Source organism: Halorubrum sp. SD612 (genome assembly GCF_002135005.1).
Genome location: NZ_NEWI01000071.1, coordinates 1 through 16,101, shown reverse-complemented (window position 1 = coordinate 16,101; position 16,101 = coordinate 1). Strand labels below are relative to the sequence as shown.

At 68.5% G+C, this 16,101-nt stretch carries 26 protein-coding genes, 1 tRNA gene and 1 pseudogene; 2 read left to right on the top strand and 26 right to left on the bottom strand.

Annotated features, from left to right (window positions below; translation table 11 throughout):
• From B9G38_RS09580 to B9G38_RS09455, 26 genes and pseudogenes are all read right to left on the bottom strand, one after another.
• A pseudogene (locus tag B9G38_RS09580) lies at window positions 1-881 on the bottom strand (preprotein translocase subunit SecY); the annotation flags it as partial.
• Window position 882: 1 nt separating this feature from the next.
• Window positions 883-1,380 (bottom strand): uL15m family ribosomal protein, encoded by a 498-nt coding sequence (locus B9G38_RS09575; protein WP_086216135.1) that lies wholly within the window; start codon window positions 1,378-1,380, stop codon window positions 883-885.
• A complete protein-coding gene (locus B9G38_RS09570; RefSeq protein WP_086220229.1) occupies window positions 1,377-1,841 on the bottom strand; it encodes a 50S ribosomal protein L30 in 465 nt (154 codons plus the stop codon). Before B9G38_RS09570 ends, B9G38_RS09575 begins: the two co-directional genes overlap by 4 nt.
• Entirely contained in the window at window positions 1,841-2,488 is a 648-nt protein-coding gene (locus B9G38_RS09565) for a 30S ribosomal protein S5 (RefSeq protein WP_049930200.1), read from the bottom strand. Before B9G38_RS09565 ends, B9G38_RS09570 begins: the two co-directional genes overlap by 1 nt.
• A complete protein-coding gene (locus B9G38_RS09560; RefSeq protein WP_049930198.1) occupies window positions 2,481-3,038 on the bottom strand; it encodes a 50S ribosomal protein L18 in 558 nt (185 codons plus the stop codon). Before B9G38_RS09560 ends, B9G38_RS09565 begins: the two co-directional genes overlap by 8 nt.
• Complete coding sequence (locus tag B9G38_RS09555; RefSeq protein WP_086220228.1) at window positions 3,038-3,499, bottom strand: 50S ribosomal protein L19e; 462 nt, start codon at window positions 3,497-3,499, stop codon at window positions 3,038-3,040. Before B9G38_RS09555 ends, B9G38_RS09560 begins: the two co-directional genes overlap by 1 nt.
• Window positions 3,492-4,202: a 50S ribosomal protein L32e gene (locus B9G38_RS09550; RefSeq protein ID WP_049930196.1), complete on the bottom strand. Its 711-nt coding sequence runs from the start codon at window positions 4,200-4,202 to the stop codon at window positions 3,492-3,494. Before B9G38_RS09550 ends, B9G38_RS09555 begins: the two co-directional genes overlap by 8 nt.
• 3 nt (window positions 4,203-4,205) lie before the next feature.
• A complete protein-coding gene (locus tag B9G38_RS09545) occupies window positions 4,206-4,739 on the bottom strand; it encodes a 50S ribosomal protein L6 (protein WP_086220227.1) in 534 nt (177 codons plus the stop codon).
• Window positions 4,740-4,741: 2 nt separating this feature from the next.
• On the bottom strand, window positions 4,742-5,134 hold the full coding sequence (locus tag B9G38_RS09540) for a 30S ribosomal protein S8 (protein WP_004047215.1): 393 nt from the start codon (window positions 5,132-5,134) through the stop codon (window positions 4,742-4,744).
• A gap of 2 nt (window positions 5,135-5,136) precedes the next feature.
• A complete protein-coding gene (locus B9G38_RS09535) occupies window positions 5,137-5,310 on the bottom strand; it encodes a 30S ribosomal protein S14 (RefSeq protein ID WP_004597423.1) in 174 nt (57 codons plus the stop codon).
• Window positions 5,307-5,831 (bottom strand): 50S ribosomal protein L5, encoded by a 525-nt coding sequence (locus B9G38_RS09530; RefSeq protein WP_049930678.1) that lies wholly within the window; start codon window positions 5,829-5,831, stop codon window positions 5,307-5,309. Before B9G38_RS09530 ends, B9G38_RS09535 begins: the two co-directional genes overlap by 4 nt.
• A complete protein-coding gene (locus B9G38_RS09525; protein ID WP_086220226.1) occupies window positions 5,824-6,537 on the bottom strand; it encodes a 30S ribosomal protein S4e in 714 nt (237 codons plus the stop codon). The genes B9G38_RS09530 and B9G38_RS09525 overlap by 8 nt, the downstream gene beginning before the upstream one ends.
• Complete coding sequence (rplX, locus tag B9G38_RS09520) at window positions 6,534-6,890, bottom strand: 50S ribosomal protein L24 (RefSeq protein WP_049930190.1); 357 nt, start codon at window positions 6,888-6,890, stop codon at window positions 6,534-6,536. The genes B9G38_RS09525 and rplX overlap by 4 nt, the downstream gene beginning before the upstream one ends.
• A gap of 2 nt (window positions 6,891-6,892) precedes the next feature.
• Window positions 6,893-7,291: a 50S ribosomal protein L14 gene (locus tag B9G38_RS09515; RefSeq protein WP_004597429.1), complete on the bottom strand. Its 399-nt coding sequence runs from the start codon at window positions 7,289-7,291 to the stop codon at window positions 6,893-6,895.
• Window positions 7,291-7,635 carry a 30S ribosomal protein S17 gene (locus B9G38_RS09510; RefSeq protein WP_006114464.1) on the bottom strand — a complete coding sequence of 115 codons (345 nt, stop codon included), beginning with the start codon at window positions 7,633-7,635 and terminating at the stop codon, window positions 7,291-7,293. The genes B9G38_RS09515 and B9G38_RS09510 overlap by 1 nt, the downstream gene beginning before the upstream one ends.
• Window positions 7,626-8,084 (bottom strand): ribonuclease P protein component 1, encoded by a 459-nt coding sequence (locus B9G38_RS09505; RefSeq protein ID WP_086216132.1) that lies wholly within the window; start codon window positions 8,082-8,084, stop codon window positions 7,626-7,628. Before B9G38_RS09505 ends, B9G38_RS09510 begins: the two co-directional genes overlap by 10 nt.
• A gap of 1 nt (window position 8,085) precedes the next feature.
• The gene (rpmC, locus tag B9G38_RS09500; protein WP_006114466.1) at window positions 8,086-8,304 is read right to left on the bottom strand and encodes a 50S ribosomal protein L29; all 219 of its coding nucleotides are present in this window, start codon (window positions 8,302-8,304) and stop codon (window positions 8,086-8,088) included.
• Window positions 8,304-9,242 (bottom strand): 30S ribosomal protein S3, encoded by a 939-nt coding sequence (locus tag B9G38_RS09495; protein ID WP_086220225.1) that lies wholly within the window; start codon window positions 9,240-9,242, stop codon window positions 8,304-8,306. The genes rpmC and B9G38_RS09495 overlap by 1 nt, the downstream gene beginning before the upstream one ends.
• Complete coding sequence (locus B9G38_RS09490) at window positions 9,242-9,706, bottom strand: 50S ribosomal protein L22 (RefSeq protein WP_006114468.1); 465 nt, start codon at window positions 9,704-9,706, stop codon at window positions 9,242-9,244. The genes B9G38_RS09495 and B9G38_RS09490 overlap by 1 nt, the downstream gene beginning before the upstream one ends.
• Before the next feature lie 3 nt (window positions 9,707-9,709).
• A complete protein-coding gene (locus B9G38_RS09485) occupies window positions 9,710-10,135 on the bottom strand; it encodes a 30S ribosomal protein S19 (RefSeq protein ID WP_049930185.1) in 426 nt (141 codons plus the stop codon).
• Entirely contained in the window at window positions 10,132-10,854 is a 723-nt protein-coding gene (locus tag B9G38_RS09480) for a 50S ribosomal protein L2 (protein ID WP_049930183.1), read from the bottom strand. The genes B9G38_RS09485 and B9G38_RS09480 overlap by 4 nt, the downstream gene beginning before the upstream one ends.
• Window position 10,855: 1 nt before the next feature.
• Window positions 10,856-11,110 carry a 50S ribosomal protein L23 gene (locus B9G38_RS09475; RefSeq protein WP_049930182.1) on the bottom strand — a complete coding sequence of 85 codons (255 nt, stop codon included), beginning with the start codon at window positions 11,108-11,110 and terminating at the stop codon, window positions 10,856-10,858.
• The gene (gene rpl4p / locus B9G38_RS09470) at window positions 11,107-11,853 is read right to left on the bottom strand and encodes a 50S ribosomal protein L4 (protein ID WP_086220224.1); all 747 of its coding nucleotides are present in this window, start codon (window positions 11,851-11,853) and stop codon (window positions 11,107-11,109) included. The genes B9G38_RS09475 and rpl4p overlap by 4 nt, the downstream gene beginning before the upstream one ends.
• Window positions 11,854-11,856: 3 nt before the next feature.
• Complete coding sequence (locus B9G38_RS09465) at window positions 11,857-12,873, bottom strand: 50S ribosomal protein L3 (RefSeq protein ID WP_086220223.1); 1,017 nt, start codon at window positions 12,871-12,873, stop codon at window positions 11,857-11,859.
• A 4-nt stretch (window positions 12,874-12,877) separates the two neighbouring features.
• Window positions 12,878-13,744: a putative RNA uridine N3 methyltransferase gene (locus B9G38_RS09460; protein ID WP_086220222.1), complete on the bottom strand. Its 867-nt coding sequence runs from the start codon at window positions 13,742-13,744 to the stop codon at window positions 12,878-12,880.
• Window positions 13,745-13,903: 159 nt separating this feature from the next.
• Window positions 13,904-15,181 (bottom strand): PQQ-dependent sugar dehydrogenase, encoded by a 1,278-nt coding sequence (locus tag B9G38_RS09455; protein ID WP_086220221.1) that lies wholly within the window; start codon window positions 15,179-15,181, stop codon window positions 13,904-13,906.
• A gap of 107 nt (window positions 15,182-15,288) precedes the next feature.
• Here B9G38_RS09455 and B9G38_RS09450 point away from each other — a divergent pair.
• Window positions 15,289-15,359: transfer RNA gene (locus B9G38_RS09450), tRNA-Gly, on the top strand.
• Between the two features lie 398 nt (window positions 15,360-15,757).
• Window positions 15,758-16,101: aldo/keto reductase (locus B9G38_RS09445; protein ID WP_143415403.1), on the top strand; the 344-nt coding region annotated here is incomplete at its 3' end.

Sequence of the window (16,101 nt, the reverse complement as noted above, 5' to 3'; positions counted from 1 at the left end):
AGGACGGACGCGTAGATGAGCTTCACCGGGAAGCGTCCGCGGGCGCCCTTCACGCGGGCGTGCGACAGCGGGATCTCGACGCGGACCGACTCCGCGTACACGACGATCCCGAAGATGAACACCGTGGTGAAAAGCGCTAGAATGTTCCCCGGATCGAAGAGGAGATTCTGGAGCCCCTCCGCCGTGAACGGCGACATCGACACCGGCACGTCGCCGAAGATGACGCCGTACCAGCTCGCGAAGAAGCCGGAGGCGCCGAGTGCGGAGAAGCTGAAGAAGCCGCCGACGATCTGCTGGCTCACCGACGCGATGATGAACAGCCCGACGCCGGAGCCGACGCCCCACTTGCTCACGATCTCGTCCATGAACAGGATGAGGATGCCGCCGACGAAGATCTGCGCGAAGATCAGCACCTGAACGCCGAACGTCCCGATGCCGAGCGCGCTCGCGACCGCGTCGTCCGCGGGGAGGAACCCCCCGGTGAACACCATCGGCGCCGCCGTGAGGGCGGAGACGATGATCACCAGCAGCTTCTGGAGGCCCTGATAGAGGACCTGGTCGCGCGGGTCGTTCTCGGTGTCGAGCCCGAGGAGGTTCGCACCGCCCAACAGCTGGAGGACGATGGACGCCGTGACGATCGGTCCGATACCGACCTGTAGCAGCGACCCGGACGACCCGGCGAGCACCGACCGGAACTGCCCGAAGAAGTCCGACCCCTGCCCGACTGCCAACCCGAACGGGTTGATGTTGGTCAGGAAGAAGTAGACGATCAGGATTCCGGCCGTCCACGTAAGCTTCCGTCTGAACGGGACGTGTCCCGCGGGCCGCTCCACGACGGGCATCCGCGAGAGCACCGGTTCGGCGGCCTCCTTCCAGCTCATGTTACGCCTCGTCGTTCTCGTCGTCGGAAGTGTTTTCCGGTTCGTCAGCGGGCTCTTCGGCGCGCTCGGAGAGCGTCGCCTCGCCGCCCGCCTCCTCGATGAGCTCGACCGCACCGGCGGTGAACGCGTCGGCCGTGACGCGGAGCTCGCGGCGGACCTGCCCGCCGCCGAGCACCTTCACCACGTCAGCCTCGTGGCCGTCCTCAACGACGTCGCGCGCGTCGAAGACGTACGCGTCGCCGTCCTCCTCGGCGAGACCGTCCGCGGCGTACAGCGCCGCGTCCTCGTCGAGCTTCTGGATCTTCACTTCGAGGACCTCCGTCTGAGCGTCCTCGGGGCGCTTGAACCCGTGCTTGCCGAGCGGACCGTAGTTGTGGTACTCGTGTTTCGCGCGACCGGCCGCGCCGCGACCGCCGCGATGCCCGGCGCCGCGCCGGTTCTTGTGCGTACCGCCGCCGTGCGTCCGAGAGCCGCGCTGTCGTCGTTTCTTGCTCGTCATCGCATCGCCTCCAGGAGACTGTCGATCTCCTCGGTGGTGTGTTTCCCGAGTTCGCCGCCCTCGATCACGGGGTGTTTGATGCCCTCGTGACCGCCGCGGGGGGCGTGGAGCCGCAGCGTCGGCGAGAGACCCTGCTCGCGCAGCGTGGTCTCCTCGTCGACGAGCGCCTCGGCCAGCGCCTCCAGGTCGGCGTAGTCGGTGTTGTCGTCGATCCACTCGTCGTCGACGTCGGCCGAGCCTTCGAGCGGCTCGCCGCGCCGCGCGATCGTTCGCGCGACGGCCTCGACGCTCGGTTCCCCGAACGCGACGACGTCGTTGACCTTCGTGATCATGCCGCGGTACGAGTCCGTCTCGGGGACGAACGTCGCGTGGTTGACGCGCCCGACGTTCAGCATGTCGAGCGTGTCCTCGACGCCGGACCCGAGATTAACCTCGCCGCGGAGCTGAACGATCGCCTGCATCACTCGCTCACCTCGTCGTAGTGGACTTCGCGCGCGTGCTGGGGCGTACGGGACTGCGCCGCGTTCTCCAAGGCGTTGAACGTCGCCTTCGCGAGGTTCACCGTCGTGCGCGTGTTGCCGTCGGAGTTCGTCCAGGCGTCCTCGACGCCGGCGAGCTCCAGGATGTTGCGGACCGTCTCCGCGGCCGCGAGGCCCAGCCCCTGCGGGGCGGGCTTGATCTCGACGGTGACGGAGCCGGCCTTCCCCTTCGCCGTGCGGGTCAAGGAGTTGGTGCCGCCGGGCTGGTCCTCCCAGGACCCGGAGCCGCGGTCCACCGAGATGATGTTCAGCTTCGCGACGTCGATCGCCTTCTGGATCGCGCCGCCGACCTGGTCGTCGCGGGCCTGCGCGTAGCCGAGGTAGCCGTCGCGGTTGCCCACGGCGACCACGCAACGGAACTTCACGCGGCGGCCGGAGTCGGTCATGCGCTGGACCATGTTGATGTCCAGCACCTCGTCTTCGAGCCCCGGGAGGAGCTGGTCGACGATCTCGGCCTCCTTCAGCGGGAGCCCGGACTGGAGCGCCTGTTCCATCGACGTGATGTCGCCGTCCTGTACCTTGCGGCCGAGTCGCGTCCGCGGTTCCCAGCCGTCGTTGTGTCTACTCATGGTCCTCCTGGATTGTCGCGAGCACGTCGTCGAAGTGCTCGGGTAGCTCGCTGGCGTCGAACGCGCCGCTGTACAGCGGCTCGTCGAGCTGCTCGGCGTAGTCGGCGATGTGTTCGCCGCGCGTGCGCGACCAGTCGGCCAGCACGTCGTCGTTGTGCGGGATCTCGAGGCCCGCGTCAATCGCTCCTTCCTGTACCGCGAACGTCTTGTTGCCGGGCGTCGCCGTGTTGAGCCCGATGTCGAGGACGGCCTCGTCGAGGCCGGCGTCGACGGCGCGAGCGCCCGCGAGGTACCCGGTGAGGTACGCGCTGGGGAGGTTGCCCGTGGGGGCGTCCCAGCCGTACTCGCCGAGCTCCTCGCTGGAGGCGGCCGCGTGGGTCTCGTCGCCGTCGGATCCGGGGGTCACCAGCTGCGCCCTGACGTGAGCGTTGCTCACCCGAGCGACCAGGCGAGGCTTGCCCGATTTCAGCAGGCGCAACCTCTGATGGTAATCCGTCCGGACCTCGCGGCGGCGCCGCATCGGCACCTTGTATCGTGGTCCTGTCGCCATTAGTCCGTCACCTCGTAACCGTACTGCGTCTCGATGAACGCCTCGAGACGGGCGACGTCCTCGAAGTCTCCCCCGCTCGCTTTGTTGTACAGCGTGCGGTACTCGGAGGCGTCGAGCACGTCTTCGTCGTCGCGAAGCTCCTTCAGGCGGGCCCGCTGTGCGCGGATGCGCGCCTTCCAGTCGGCTTTCGTGTCCTGTCGCGCGCCGGAGCGACCCTTGCGGGAGCCGGCGCCCGACTGATGCCCGTACGAGCGCTTGTCGGCGCGCTCGCGGGCGCGACCGCGCGAGTTCGTCTTCGCGTCCTTCGCGCGGATCGTTCCCTGTTCGATGAGCTCGCGGACGTCCTCGCGGGTGATGGCGTCCTCGATCTCTTCCTGTGCCTCGGGGTCGAGCCAGACGCGGCCCTTGCCGACGTCGAGCTCGTCCGCTGCGAGCCGTTTCTGCGCCTTCAGATCACTCATCGTCGACCTCCACTTCGACGTAGGTCGGGTTCAGCACGCGAATGCCGCGCTCCTCCGCCTCGTCTTCGATCAGTTCGCGCTTTCGACCGCCGACCTTCGAGGCGATCCGCACCGCCTGCGTGTCGCCGTCGACGCCCTCAAGATCGTCCGTGTTGTGAACGCGGACCTCCTCGAAGCCGCTCGGGTGCAGGTCGCGCGACGCCGTCGGCGAGCGGAAGCCGGCCTCGACGACCGGCCCCTTCGACTTCATGCGACGGCGCTGCTTGGAGAGCCCGCCGCGCGGCTTGCGCCACGACGTCGGGATCCGCTTTTTCTTGTGGTAGTCCTGCCGGTTGAACTGCGGTTTCCCCTCGCGGTGCTTCTGTGCGAGCGCGCGAGCGGTCTCGTCGTCCAGTTCCGGCGTCTTGTCGGCGTGACCGCGGGGCCGAAGCTCCGTCTCGACCGTCTCGGACTCCTCGGCCTCGTCGACCGGCTCCTCCTCGTCGGTCTCGTCTTCGATCTCCGCGTCCGCCTCCTCGTCGACCTCCAGCCCGCCGACGTCGGCCTTGACACGCGCTGCGAGCGCGTTGCCGACGCCGTCGACCTCGGAGAGCTCCGACTGGGAGGCGGCCTTCACGTCCTCGACCGTCTCGTAGCCGGCCTCGCGAAGCGCGTCCGCCTTCGAGGGACCGACACCGCTGATGTCTTCCAGTTCGTCTGCCATCGGTTAGGCACCTCCGGTGGGTTTCTCGACGATGTACACGCCGTCCTGGAAGACGCGCGTGTCCTTGTCGGTCACCTTCGTCAGCTGTTCGATGTCGGCGGCGGTCTGGCCGACGGCCTCCTTGTCGGAGCCCGAGAGCGTGACCGTCTCGCCGTCGATCTGTACGTCCGTGTCTCCGCGGATGGGGGTGCGCCGCGCGGCGCTCTCTCCGAGGAAGTTCTCGATGACGACCTCGTCGCCCTCCACGTTCACCTGCATCGGGAAGTGGGCGTAGTACACTTCCATGGCGTACTCCCAGCCCTCGGTGACGCCGTGGATCATGTTGGCGACGTGGCTCTCGAAGGTGCCGACGGTGGCGTTGGTCTTCGCGTCCTCGTTCTCGGTCGCGATGACCACCGCGCCGTCCTCGATCGTCACGTCGACGTCGGGGTACCAGAGGCGTCGCGTGACGCTCCCGTTGGGTCCTTCGACGGTGAGTTCGAGGTGGTCGGTCTCGGCGGAGACGTCGTCCGGAATATCGATTTCGACTCTGTTCATTGTTAGTAGACGTATGCGATCACTTGGCCGCCGATGCCCTCCTCGCGGGCCTCGTAGTGGCTCATGACGCCGTGGCTCGTCGTGACGATGAGCGTCCCGTAGTCACGGGCGGGGAGGTACCGCTTCTCCCACTTCTCGAACTCGTCCGCACCCGCGGAGTAGCGGGGCTTGACGGCGCCACACTCGTTGATCGCGCCTTTCAGTTCGACCTCGAACTTCCCGGCTTTCCCGTCGTCGACGTACTCGAAGCCGTCGACGTACCCGCGGTCGTAGAGGACCTCGAGGACGGAGCCGATGATGTTCGAAGCGGGCTCTACCGTGTACGACAGGTGGCCAACGCTCTCGGCGTTGTCCATGCCGGCGAGCGCGTTGGTGAATGGATCGTTTCCCGTCATGATCAGCTGTACTTCTCGAATCCCATGTCTCGGGCGACCTCGCGGAAGCACTGCCGGCAGAGGTTGATGTCGTACTTGCCGACGAGTCCCTGCTCGCGGTCGCACCGCCGGCACGTGTGCCGGGAGTCGGTGCGCTTCGCGGCGTGCTCGCCCGTGTCGTTGTTCGCTTCGCTCATTCGGTTACCTCGACGTCGAAGTTCGTTTCGAGGAACGCGGCCGCGTCCTCGGCTGTCATCCGGTGGCGAGAGGGAATGGTCCCCGTCGCCTTGTCGCGTTTCGAGACGCGGTAGCCGGGACGGACGATCGTCGTCGTCACGTCGAGGCCGTAGATCCCGATGTTGGGGTCGTACTCCTGGCTCGGAAAGTCGGTGTGGTCCTCGACCCCGAAGCTGAGGTTACCCGTGTCGTCGAACTGGCTCCGCGAGACATCGACGAGATCGAGCGCGGTCTCGAGGAACGCGTGCGCGTCCTCGCCCCGCAGCGTCACCTTGACGCCGATCGGGTCGCCCTTGCGGATCCCGAACTCGGCGATGGTGCGCTTCGAGGTGGTCCGGACCGACTGCTGGCCCGTGATCTCCTCGATGATCTCCTCGGCGTCCGCGAGCGGCTCACCGCCCTGCCCGACGCCCATGTGGACGACGACCTTCTCGAGGGACGGCTCGCGCATCTCGTGGTCGGCGCTCTCGGCTTCACTCATCCGCATCACCCTCGTCGTCGGTGAAGTTCTCGTCGATGACGACGACGTACTCCTCGACCGTCTCGTAGCCGCCGTCCTCGCTGGCGACGGTCACGGTGTTGTCGCCGGAGCCGAGGGTCACGTCGATGTCCTCGATCTCGCCGATCTGGCCGGCGTGCTGGCCAGCGACGGCGGTCACCAAGGCGCCCTCCTCGTACTCGAAGTGGGCGACGATCTCCTTCGTCTCGTTGTCGACGACGATCGAGTCGTTCGTCTCGTAGTCCGCGTCGTCGTCGACGCGGACGTTCGTCCCGTCGTGGAGCGTCAGCTGCGTGACGCCGCCGGGGACGACGGTCTTGTTCGTGATCTTCCCGAGCCGGCTGCCCGCGGCGTCCTCGTCGACGGGAGTCAGCGCGAGCCGACCGCCCTCGTCGGGGAAGACGCGGAAGTACTCCCCGCGCTCGGGGAACGCCAGGATGTCGAACATCCCGATCGGACGCTGTTCGTCCGAGACGGCGTCCCCGTTGACGAGGATCGAGTCGTTGTTCAGCGCGTAGCGCGCCTCCTTCGTCGAGTCGACGTAGCCGAGCACGTCCCGCAGCAGGACGACGAGCGGAACGCCCGCCTCGCCGTGCGGGCCCGCGCCCGCCTTCACGGTGAACGTGTCCGTCTTGCGCTCGACCGGCCAGGAGTTCGGTACTGACAGTCGCTTCTGGTGTCGCGTCATTCGTTATCCTCCTGGAGCCGCGCCTCGCGGCGCTCGTCCTCGAGGTCCAGCTCGGTCACCCGGACGTTGCTCGCCGGAATCGGGCGGGGAACCTCCTCCCCGTCCGCCTTCTCGACGGTGACGTCCTCGACCGTGATCCGCTCGGCGGACAGGTCGACGGAGACGACCTCCGCCTCCGTGCCGGCCGCGTCGCCGCGAAGCACCTCGACGGTGTCGCCGGCGTTGACGCGGACGTTGCGCTGTCCGTACTCCTCGCGGAGCTCGTCGGTGAGGGTGGCCCGGACCTGATTCTGCCGCTCGTGGAGCGGCGCGGTCTCCGACCGTTTTCGTTGTTTGCGTGGCTGTTTCGTCATAGTTAGACGATCATCGTCGCGGTCGAGGCGATGCTCCCGAACCGTTCGGCGACCTCGCGGGCGACGGGGCCTTTGATCTCTGTGCCCCGCGGCTCCTCGAGGTCGTCGATGATGACGGCCGCGTTGTCCTCGAACTTCACGCGCGTGCCGTCCGGACGGCGGATCGGCTTACGCTGGCGGACGACGACCGCCTCCAGCACCTGCCGCCGCATCTCCGGGGTCCCTTTGGTGACCGAGACGGTCACCTTGTCGCCGATCCCCGCCTTCGGGTGGCGGTTCTTCGTGCCGGAGTAGCCCGACACGGAGATGACCTTCAGCTCACGGGCGCCGGTGTTGTCGGCGCACGTGATCAGCGAGCCCTTCGAGAGCCCCTGCGTGACGTCGGCCTTGAGCGCCTCCATCACTGATCACCCGAGCGGATCTCGACGACGACGTGGGACTTCGTCTTCGAGAGCGGTCGCGTCTCCGCGATCGTCACTTCGTCACCGACTTCGAGCGAGTCGAGCACGCCCGGCACGTGGGCCGGGATGCGCGAGCGACGCTTCATGTACCGATCGTATTTCGGTACGAACACGTCGTACTCTCGCTCGACGATGACGGTCTTTTCCATATCCGTCGACACGACCGTCCCCTCGCGGGTCTGGCCGCGGACGGAGAGCTGCCCGTAGAACGGGCATTTCTCGTAGTCGTAATCCTCCGGGTTGTCTGGCTCCGGAGGCGTGGGTACGTCGATTCCTATCGCCATTGTGTGGCACCTCGTTCGGTGCGTTCGGCGGGCCGATATCGCAACCGATCGCCATCCACCGTCGCGTAGACCGCGTCTTTGCACTCGCCTCGGCGGCTCGCCGGACCCGCGCCGTCACCGTCGACGACGCTTGCGGATCCGGACGGGCCAGACTGACGGGGGCGGACCCCCGTAGTATCCGACCCGAGTTGGGACGCGGACCCCGGCGACTGTCCGTCGCCGGCGGCTTCATCTGTGCGAGCGGTCGGCGTCTCGGCGACGCCGAACTCGAACGTCGCGCCCGACTTGGGCACGCGTTTGTCCCCCGACGCCGTTCGGACCACGAGGGTACCGAACGTCTCGTCGAGCACGCGACCGGCGATACCCACGTGGGCGTCGCTGTCGGCGTCGGCCACCCGAACCGGGAGGCCGACGAGCTCGTGCCGAACGAGTGTGTCAGGGGAGATCATCTTACGCTTCGTCCTCGTCGAAGTCGCCTTCTTCCGCCTGGATCGTCTTGATCCGGGCGATCGTCTTCTTGAGCTCGTTGACGCGGCCCGGGCTCTCCGGCATGCCGCCGGCCGCCCGCTGCGCCTTCGAGTTGAGCAGCTCGGTCTCGAGCTCCTCGAGTTCGACCTGGCGCTCCGCCGCGGTCATGTCGCGGATCTCGTCGGTGTAGAGGATCGCCATTATTCGTCCTCCTCCTCCTCGTCGGCCGCCTCCATCTTCGCGACGAGGTCGGCCGCCTCGGACTCGATCTCTTCGTCCAGTTCGTCGAGCTCGTCGGCGTCCGCGTCGCCGACCGGCTCCTCCGCGGCGACGTCAGTCGCCTCGGTGGCCGTGTCCTGCGTCTCCTCGACGACCTCCTCGACGACCTCCTCGTCGATGACATCCGCGGGGTCCTCGTCGGGGACACCGACATCCTCGTCGGCGCCCACGTCGGGAACCTCCTCCGGATCCTCTTCGAGCAGCGCCTCGACGCCCTCGTCGTCGCCGGCGCCGGCGGCCGCCTGCTCGACCTCGGGGACCTCGGCGTCCTCGCGGATCTGGAAGTCGTCCGGGAGCGTCGCCCCCGGCGGAATGATCTTCACGTTGACGCCGATCGTCCCGAGCTTCATGACGGCGACGCCCTGGCCGTGGTCGACGACCTCCTCTGCGGGTTCGCCGTTGTGCTTGATGTAGCCGCGGTTGAACTTCTCGACGCGCGAGCGCGCGCCGGTGACCTTGCCGGACAGGACGATCTCGGCGCCCAGCGCGCCCGCGTCCATGATGCGGTCGATCGTCGTGTGACCGGCCTTCCGGAAGTACCAGCCGCGTTCGAGGGCGTTCGCCAGACGGTCCGCGACGATCTGTGCGTTCAGGTCGGGCTCGTCGACCTCCTGAACGTCGATCTGCGGGTCGTCCATGTCGAAGCGGTCCTCGAGCTCGGTGGTGATCTTGCGGATGTTCTTCCCGCCCTTCCCGATCACCATCCCGGGCTTTTCGGCCTTCAGGACGATCTGCGTGCCCATCGGCGTCTGGGCGACGTCCATCCCGCCGTAGCCGGCGCGGCCGAGCTCGTCCGCGAAGAACTCGTTGATCTGGGAACGGCGCAGGCCGTCCTCGATGAATTGGTGTTCGTCAGCCATTAGTTGTCAGCCTCCGGCTCCTCGATGATCAGTTCGACGTCCGCGAGCGTGGTGTTCCACTCGGTCGCGCCCGCGGCGCGGGGGTTCCGACCGGGTCGCTCGCCGACCTTGTGAGGGGCGACGTGTTTGATGACCATCGCCTCGCCGTCGAACCCCTGCTCGTCGGCGTTGTTCTTGACGTTCTCCAAGAGCTTGAGGAAGTCCTTGGCGGCCTTCTCGGGGTACCGTCCCGCGTCCCAGCCGTCGATGTCGGAGCGGTGGCCCGCGCCGGCGTTGTGCTGGCGCATCGGCACCGACGTCTCCTCGTCGATGACCTCCTGGAGGAACTCCTCCGCGTCGGCGACCGTCTCGCCTTTGATCTCTCGGGAGATCTCCTTGCTGTCCTTCACGCTGATGGGCCGGTCGCGGAGCATCCCCTTGGCGGTGGTCTCCGGGTCGGCCTCGACGCTGTAGTTGATTCCCATGGGTTACTTGAGGGGCACGAACTTCGAGGACCGGGTCGCGCCGATGCCGGCCTGACCGTGTTCGACGGTGCTTCGCGTGAGGTGGAACTCACCGAGGTAGTGCCCGATCATCTCGGGCTCAACCTGAACGCGCTCGAAGCTGTGGCCGTTGTACACGGCGAAGGTGACGCCGACGAACTCCGGCAGGATCGGCATGTCGCGCAGGTGCGTCCGGATCGGGTCGTCCGCCGTCGTCTCCTTGTCGCGGCTCCGGACCGTCTCCAGCAGCTTCTGCTGTTCGGTGCCGAGTCCGCGAACGATGCTTCGCCGCTGGCGTGCGGGGAGCAGTTCCGCGACCTCGTCTACGTCCATCTCCTGCAGCTCGTCGAGCGAGTGACCGCGGTAGGCGAACTCCTCGCCCTCGCGGCCGGTTCGGTAGTCTGAACTCATTTGTTGCCACCTCGTCCGGTGCGCTTGGATGCGATGTCACCGACCTTGCGTCCCGGCGGGGCGTCCCGCGAGACGGACTTCGGCTGGCCGGGGTGTTGGCGACCACCGCCACCGAAGGGGTGGTCGACGGCGTTCATCGCGACGCCGCGGACGCGCGGGTATTTCGTGCCGCGCGCCTTCATCTTGTGGTGTTTGTTGCCGGCCTTGACGAAGGGTTTCTCCGTCCGGCCGCCGCCCGCGACCACGCCGATCGTGGCGCGGCACTGCGGGTCGAGTCGCTTCACTTCGCCGCTGGGGAGCTGGACGACCGCGACGTCGCGGTCGTGGGTGAGGAGTGTCGCCGACACGCCAGAGGCGCGCGCGAACTTCCCGCCGTCCCCGCGGTTGCTCTCGACGTTACACACCGGGACGCCCTCGGGGATCTCCGCCAGCGGGAGCGTGTTGCCCGGCTTGATCTCGGCCGAGACGCCGACCTGAATCGTCTCGCCCACGCGTACGCCTTCCGGCGCGAGCACGAGCCGACGGTCGTCGTCCTCGAACTCGACCTCCGCGAGGGGGGCCGAGCGGGCCGGGTCGTGTTCGATCCCGACGATCTCGCCGGTGACCGTGTCCACGTCTTCGAGCTTCTTGTGCGACAGTTCCGCCTTGTAACGGTGGGAGGGGGCCCGGAACGTCGGGCCGCCGCGTCCGCGCCGTTGTCCTTGGATTCGTCGTCCCATCTCAGAACACCCCGATACGCGAGGCGATTTCGGTCGCGTCGTCGTCCGCGGACAGGGTGACGACCGCCTTCTTCTCGCCCTGCGGCGTCACCTGCGTGTTCACGTTGACGACGCCCACGTCGTAGCGCTCGGCGACCTCGGACTCGATCTCCGGTTTGGTCGCGTCCACGTCGACGAGGAACAGCAGCTTGTTGTTGAAGTCCATCTCGTTCATCGCCTGCTCGGTGACGATCGGATGCTCGATGATCGAGTTCATCGGTCGGCCACCTCCGAGACGGCGCTCTCGGTCCACAGCGTGAGTCGGCCCGGGTGCGCGCCGGGCGCGAGGTCCTCCGCGTTGACCTCGCGAGCGGTCGCGACGTCGACGCCCGCGAGGTTGCGGGCGGCGCGGGACGGCTCCTCGCTGGTGACGACGAGGACGGACTTGGGCTGGCGGTACTTGCGGCCGCGGGCCTTGCCCTGTCCGGCGCGGACGGAGCGACCCTCCTCGGCGCGCTCGATGTCGGCGTCGGCGCCGACGGCTTCGAGCACGCCAAGGGCGTCCTGCGTCTTCTCGAGGTCCTCGAACTCGTCGCTCACGACGAGCGGGAGGTCGAGGTCCTCGTCGAACGCGTGGCCGCGCTCGGCGACGAGCTCGGCGTCGGTCGTGGCCGCGATGGCCGACCGGATCGCGAGCTGTCGCTCCTTGTCGTTCAGTTGCTTCGACTGGTCCTTCTCGGCCTTCGGCGGGTGCGCGGCGCGCCCCGACACGGCGTGCGGGACGCGACGGGCGACGTTCTCGGAACGTGGCACGTGCGCGAGCCCGCGGCCGGAGCCGAACGATTCGGCGGGCGTCCGCAGCCCGGCGAACTCGTCGGCCCCGTAGGCCTGCTTCCGGTTGGCCTGAGCGGCGTCGACCGCGCGACCGATGAGGTCCGGTCGGAACGCGGTCTCGAAGACGGCCGGCCGCTCGACGCTGCCCGCCTCCTCGCCGTCCAGGTCGTGTACTGTTGCGTTCATTGGTTATCCCTGGTTGGATTCGGTGGAAACGTACCGGACCTCGGGGTCGAGGCGCGGCTGGTCGTTCGGCCGGATGGCCGGGCGGAACCGCAGCAGGCGCTGGTCCGGACCGGGCAGCGAGCCCTTGATGAGCGCGTACTCACCGTCGACCTCGCCGTAGTTGACGAAGCCGCCGTCGACGGAGGCGTCCGACCCCTCGCCGAAGTCGATGAGGCGCTTGTTGAGCTCGGTGCGCTGGTGGTAGCCGGTCTGGCCCTGCTGGGGGACGGTGGAGCGGACGCGGGAGGGGTTCCACGGACCGAGGTTGCCGATCCGGCGCCGCCATCCCTGGCGGGCGTGTTTGCCCTTCCGCTTCTGAACGCCCCAGCGTTTGACGGGACCCTGCGTCCCCTTCCCCTTCGTGATGCCGGAGACATCGGTGTACTGGCCCGCGCGGAAGACGTCGCCGAACTCGTGGGCGCCGCCCTCCGCGACGAGGTCCAGCGCGAAGTCGGCGCGCTCCTCGAGGGAGCCGCCGCCGACGCGCGTCTCCATGATGTCGGGCTTCTTCTTCGGGACGTTCGAGAGCTCCGAGGGCGCCGTGTGCGTGATGACGCGCACGTCGTCGACGACGTCGTCGTCGAGCAGCGCGCGGAGCTCGTCGGCATCTGCCTCGAAGGTGTCTTCCGCCGGGAGGTCGAGCGCGCGGTCGAGTTCCACGTGGAACTCGGTCGCCCAGACCTCTTCGACCGGCTTCTGTCCGTACGGCGTGTTCTCGTAGGCGCGCACGGCGACGGCGTGCATCTGCGGCGTCTCGACGACGGTGACGGGGACGGCCTCTTCCATCCCTTCACGCGGCGAGTTCGCCTCGTCGTTGACCATCATGACGTGGGTCATCCCGGCCTTGTAGCCGGCGAATCCCTGCAGCGCAGGGGCCCCGTCGTCTTCTGGCCACGAACGGATGCGCGGCACCTCGCTGTCTGCGCGGGTGCGCGGGCCGTAGCCCAGCGAGCCTTTTCGTGGTCGGCTTGGTTGTGGCATGTGTTTACTCCGTGAGTGTGAGCGAGCCGAGGGTCGCGAACAGAGCCTCCTCCGTCCGGACGACCTCGCTCGCCTGTGCCGGGATCGTGTTCAGCCAGAGGTCGAACCCCGGATCGGGTTCGACCGAGCGGCCGTCGGCGACGGCCGCCCGAATGCGGTCGGGCGGAAGCCCGAGCATCTCCGGAAGCCCCCGCTCGGGCGCGCCGAAGGCGACGGTGTAACCGCCGGCCTCGCGGGCGTCCGAGACGAGGTCGCCGAGCCGCGAGACGGAGAGTTCCGCTCCGTGTCGCGACGTCGCGACGGCCAGTCCGTCGCCGGCGAGCGCTTCCGACAGGTCCGCGGCCGCGACCTGGAAGCCGACCTCCGGCTTCCCGGTGATGCGGGCGCGGACCGGTTCTCTCGAAGAGACCCTGATGGTGACGCGCTCCCCCCGCTCGACCTCCATTCCGGAGGGGACGAGCAGGGAGATCGGGTGTTCCCGCAGCGGGGAATTGACCCGGACGCGGCCTTCAGGTCCGACCTCGGTCACGAGTCCCTGTGTTTTCGACTCTTCCCCGCTAGGGGTCGAGCCGGTCCGCCACGGCACGCGGAGCGGGGGAAGCACACCGACGTACCGGAGTTCGTCGCGCTGCCCCCAGAGGTCCTTTCGGAGCTCCGGCGGCGTCGCGGCGTACCCCAGCACGGTGCGGACGTACTCCCCGCCCCGTCGCCCGTCGCCTTCCCGGTCGGGGAAGACCACGAGCCGATCCGCCCGGAACACCGCCGCCGCACGGGCGACGTAGCCGAGTTTGCGAGTCGCCTCGCGGTCGTCCTCGGCTTCCCGGACGAGCGAAGACGGAACACAGATCGTGAGTCCGTCTTCGGTACGCATCGTGGCGAGACTGTAACCTTCGATTCCGGACGGCACGGTAAAAGGATAGCGGTCCCGATATCCGGCTGTGCCGCGTTCACACGGGGTCTGCGCGGGGATTCCGCCCGCGAATCCGAGCCAACTCGTCACACGGATCCGCGTCGCCGCGGAGGCGACCCCTCACGCCGGAACGACCCGCGCCACCGGCGCGTCGCCGTCATCGACCGCGACGTAGAGGTTCCCCGTGTCCGGTTCGACCGCGACCGCGCGCATGCGCCACCCGCGGTCGGCGAGCAGGGGCTCGCGCTCGGTCACGGTCGCGTCGAGGCCGTCGCCGTCGACCGTGAACCGCCCGAGGTACCGCGCCGCGAGCGTGCCCGCGAACAGGTCGCCCCGCCACTCGGGGAACGCGTCGCCGTCGTAGAAGACCGCGCCGCTCGGCGGGAAGCCGCCGGACCCGCACGGCCAGTGGTGGACCGGCGCGATCACGCCGTCGCGGTCCTCGTGGCCCGGCGCGAAGGGGTCGTCGGTCCCGTAGCGGCACGCCTCGCTGGCGACCGGCCAGCCGTAGTCGCCGCCGCGCTCGATCACGTTGATCTCGTCGCCGTCCTCCTCGCCGTGCTCGCACTGCCAGATCCGGCCCGTCTCGGACCGCACCGCCATCGCCTGCGGGTTCCGGTGCCCGTAGCTGTACAGCGCGTCGGCCGCGTCCGGGTCGTCGACGAACGGGTTGTCGGGGTGGGCGTCGCCGTCCGGGGTCAGCCGCAGCGTCGCGCCCAGCTCGTTCGAACGGTCCTGCGAGACGTGGTCGGGTCCGAAGTCCTTGTCGCGCCGGTCGCCGACCGTGACGAACAGCGACCCCTCGGGGCCGAACGTCGCCCGGGAGCCGAAGTGGTTCGCGCCGCCGCGGAACGGCTCGGCGACCCGGATTGGCTCGAACTCGTCGAGCACCGGCGCGTCGCCGCCGTCGAGCGAGAGCCGTCCGGTCCCGACGTGCGTCGTCGCCTCGCCCGCGTCGTTCGCCGCCGCGTACGTGAGGTAGACGCGCGGGTCGGCCGGGTAGTCCGGGTGGACCGCAACGTCGAGCAGGCCGCCCTGCCCCTCCGCGAACACTTCTGGCGCGCCCGCGACCGCCTCGACGGCCCCGTCCGCGGGGTCGACAAGCGAGAGCCGTCCCGGTCGCTCTGTGACCAGCAGGCGACCGTCGTCGGGTAGGAAGGCGAGCGCCCATGGGTTCTCGAACCCCTCCGCGACGGTCTCGACGTCGTACGCGACGCCCGCGCCGTCGTCCGGCGGGGCGTCGCCGCCGTCGTCGCCGGAGCCTCCGGCCTCGTCGCCGCCGGGAGAGCCGCCGCCCCCGAGACAGCCGGCGACGGCGGGAAACGCGGCGATGCCGGCGAGCCCGGCGGTCGCGCGGAGGACGGTGCGTCGGTCGGCGCGGTCGGGCAGGTCGGTCATCGTTCGGGTACGGATCCGTGTGGGGGCGCGGCACCGATGACCCTTCCGCCGACCGTCGTTCGGAACCCTTATATCTCCGACCCGGACTACGATCGGATACGAAGCACGCACCGGTAGTGTAGTGGTATCACGCAACCTTGCCATGGTTGCAACCCGAGTTCAAATCTCGGCCGGTGCACTCCCTGCGGTCGTGCCCCGACCTGACTCCCGCTCGCTCTGCTTGCGGGAGTCTCGGCCGGTGCATTTTCCGACTGACTGCGCCAGCCAGCGTCCGCTTCACTCCGCTCAGCGGACTTGCGAACGAAGTGAGCAGAATCACCGAGAGAGACTTGAGCGCTATCAGTCGCGCGCAGCGAACGGCGAGCGGAGCGAGCCGTGAGCGGGCACGTCTGATTCTGAGTTCGAATCTCGGCCGGTGTACTCCCTGCGGTCATGTACCGGTCTGACTTCCGCTCGCTTCGCTCGCGACTCCCTCGCGCGTGCTGCTCGGCCGCGTGGCGGCCTCGCAGGCACGCGCCGCCGCACGAGATTCCCCGACCGGTACTTTCAATCGGTGATCCGGCGAACCCCCCTCGCGTGACCGTACCAACGAAGACGCTCCCGAGCGGCGCGGAGCTGCCGGCGCTCGGGCTGGGCACGTACGACCTCGACGACGACGAGACGGCCGACAGCGTTCGGGCGGCGCTCGACGCCGATTACGCGCACATCGACACCGCGGAGGGGTACCGCAACGAGGCGGTCATCGGGGAGGCGCTCGCGGCGAGCGACGTCGACCGCGACGACGTCTTCCTCACCTCGAAGGTGCTCGCGAAGAACCTCAACTACGAGTCGGTGATCGAATCGTGCGAGGCGTCGCTCGACCGGCTCGGCACCGACTACCTCGACTTGTACCTGATCCACTGGCCGAACCCCGCCATCTC

What these genes read in the sequence shown, in the direction of transcription:
- B9G38_RS09575 (WP_086216135.1), bottom strand. Translation starts at nt 1,380, where the DNA reads ATGACGAGCAAGAAACGACGACAGCGCGGCTCTCGGACGCACGGCGGC.
- B9G38_RS09570 (WP_086220229.1), bottom strand. Translation starts at nt 1,841, where the DNA reads ATGCAGGCGATCGTTCAGCTCCGCGGCGAGGTTAATCTCGGGTCCGGC.
- B9G38_RS09565 (WP_049930200.1), bottom strand. Translation starts at nt 2,488, where the DNA reads ATGAGTAGACACAACGACGGCTGGGAACCGCGGACGCGACTCGGCCGC.
- B9G38_RS09560 (WP_049930198.1), bottom strand. Translation starts at nt 3,038, where the DNA reads ATGGCGACAGGACCACGATACAAGGTGCCGATGCGGCGCCGCCGCGAG.
- B9G38_RS09555 (WP_086220228.1), bottom strand. Translation starts at nt 3,499, where the DNA reads ATGAGTGATCTGAAGGCGCAGAAACGGCTCGCAGCGGACGAGCTCGAC.
- B9G38_RS09550 (WP_049930196.1), bottom strand. Translation starts at nt 4,202, where the DNA reads ATGGCAGACGAACTGGAAGACATCAGCGGTGTCGGTCCCTCGAAGGCG.
- B9G38_RS09545 (WP_086220227.1), bottom strand. Translation starts at nt 4,739, where the DNA reads ATGAACAGAGTCGAAATCGATATTCCGGACGACGTCTCCGCCGAGACC.
- B9G38_RS09540 (WP_004047215.1), bottom strand. Translation starts at nt 5,134, where the DNA reads ATGACGGGAAACGATCCATTCACCAACGCGCTCGCCGGCATGGACAAC.
- B9G38_RS09535 (WP_004597423.1), bottom strand. Translation starts at nt 5,310, where the DNA reads ATGAGCGAAGCGAACAACGACACGGGCGAGCACGCCGCGAAGCGCACC.
- B9G38_RS09530 (WP_049930678.1), bottom strand. Translation starts at nt 5,831, where the DNA reads ATGAGTGAAGCCGAGAGCGCCGACCACGAGATGCGCGAGCCGTCCCTC.
- B9G38_RS09525 (WP_086220226.1), bottom strand. Translation starts at nt 6,537, where the DNA reads ATGACGCGACACCAGAAGCGACTGTCAGTACCGAACTCCTGGCCGGTC.
- rplX (WP_049930190.1), bottom strand. Translation starts at nt 6,890, where the DNA reads ATGACGAAACAGCCACGCAAACAACGAAAACGGTCGGAGACCGCGCCG.
- B9G38_RS09515 (WP_004597429.1), bottom strand. Translation starts at nt 7,291, where the DNA reads ATGGAGGCGCTCAAGGCCGACGTCACGCAGGGGCTCTCGAAGGGCTCG.
- B9G38_RS09510 (WP_006114464.1), bottom strand. Translation starts at nt 7,635, where the DNA reads ATGGCGATAGGAATCGACGTACCCACGCCTCCGGAGCCAGACAACCCG.
- B9G38_RS09505 (WP_086216132.1), bottom strand. Translation starts at nt 8,084, where the DNA reads ATGATCTCCCCTGACACACTCGTTCGGCACGAGCTCGTCGGCCTCCCG.
- rpmC (WP_006114466.1), bottom strand. Translation starts at nt 8,304, where the DNA reads ATGGCGATCCTCTACACCGACGAGATCCGCGACATGACCGCGGCGGAG.
- B9G38_RS09495 (WP_086220225.1), bottom strand. Translation starts at nt 9,242, where the DNA reads ATGGCTGACGAACACCAATTCATCGAGGACGGCCTGCGCCGTTCCCAG.
- B9G38_RS09490 (WP_006114468.1), bottom strand. Translation starts at nt 9,706, where the DNA reads ATGGGAATCAACTACAGCGTCGAGGCCGACCCGGAGACCACCGCCAAG.
- B9G38_RS09485 (WP_049930185.1), bottom strand. Translation starts at nt 10,135, where the DNA reads ATGAGTTCAGACTACCGAACCGGCCGCGAGGGCGAGGAGTTCGCCTAC.
- B9G38_RS09480 (WP_049930183.1), bottom strand. Translation starts at nt 10,854, where the DNA reads ATGGGACGACGAATCCAAGGACAACGGCGCGGACGCGGCGGCCCGACG.
- B9G38_RS09475 (WP_049930182.1), bottom strand. Translation starts at nt 11,110, where the DNA reads ATGAACTCGATCATCGAGCATCCGATCGTCACCGAGCAGGCGATGAAC.
- rpl4p (WP_086220224.1), bottom strand. Translation starts at nt 11,853, where the DNA reads ATGAACGCAACAGTACACGACCTGGACGGCGAGGAGGCGGGCAGCGTC.
- B9G38_RS09465 (WP_086220223.1), bottom strand. Translation starts at nt 12,873, where the DNA reads ATGCCACAACCAAGCCGACCACGAAAAGGCTCGCTGGGCTACGGCCCG.
- B9G38_RS09460 (WP_086220222.1), bottom strand. Translation starts at nt 13,744, where the DNA reads ATGCGTACCGAAGACGGACTCACGATCTGTGTTCCGTCTTCGCTCGTC.
- B9G38_RS09455 (WP_086220221.1), bottom strand. Translation starts at nt 15,181, where the DNA reads ATGACCGACCTGCCCGACCGCGCCGACCGACGCACCGTCCTCCGCGCG.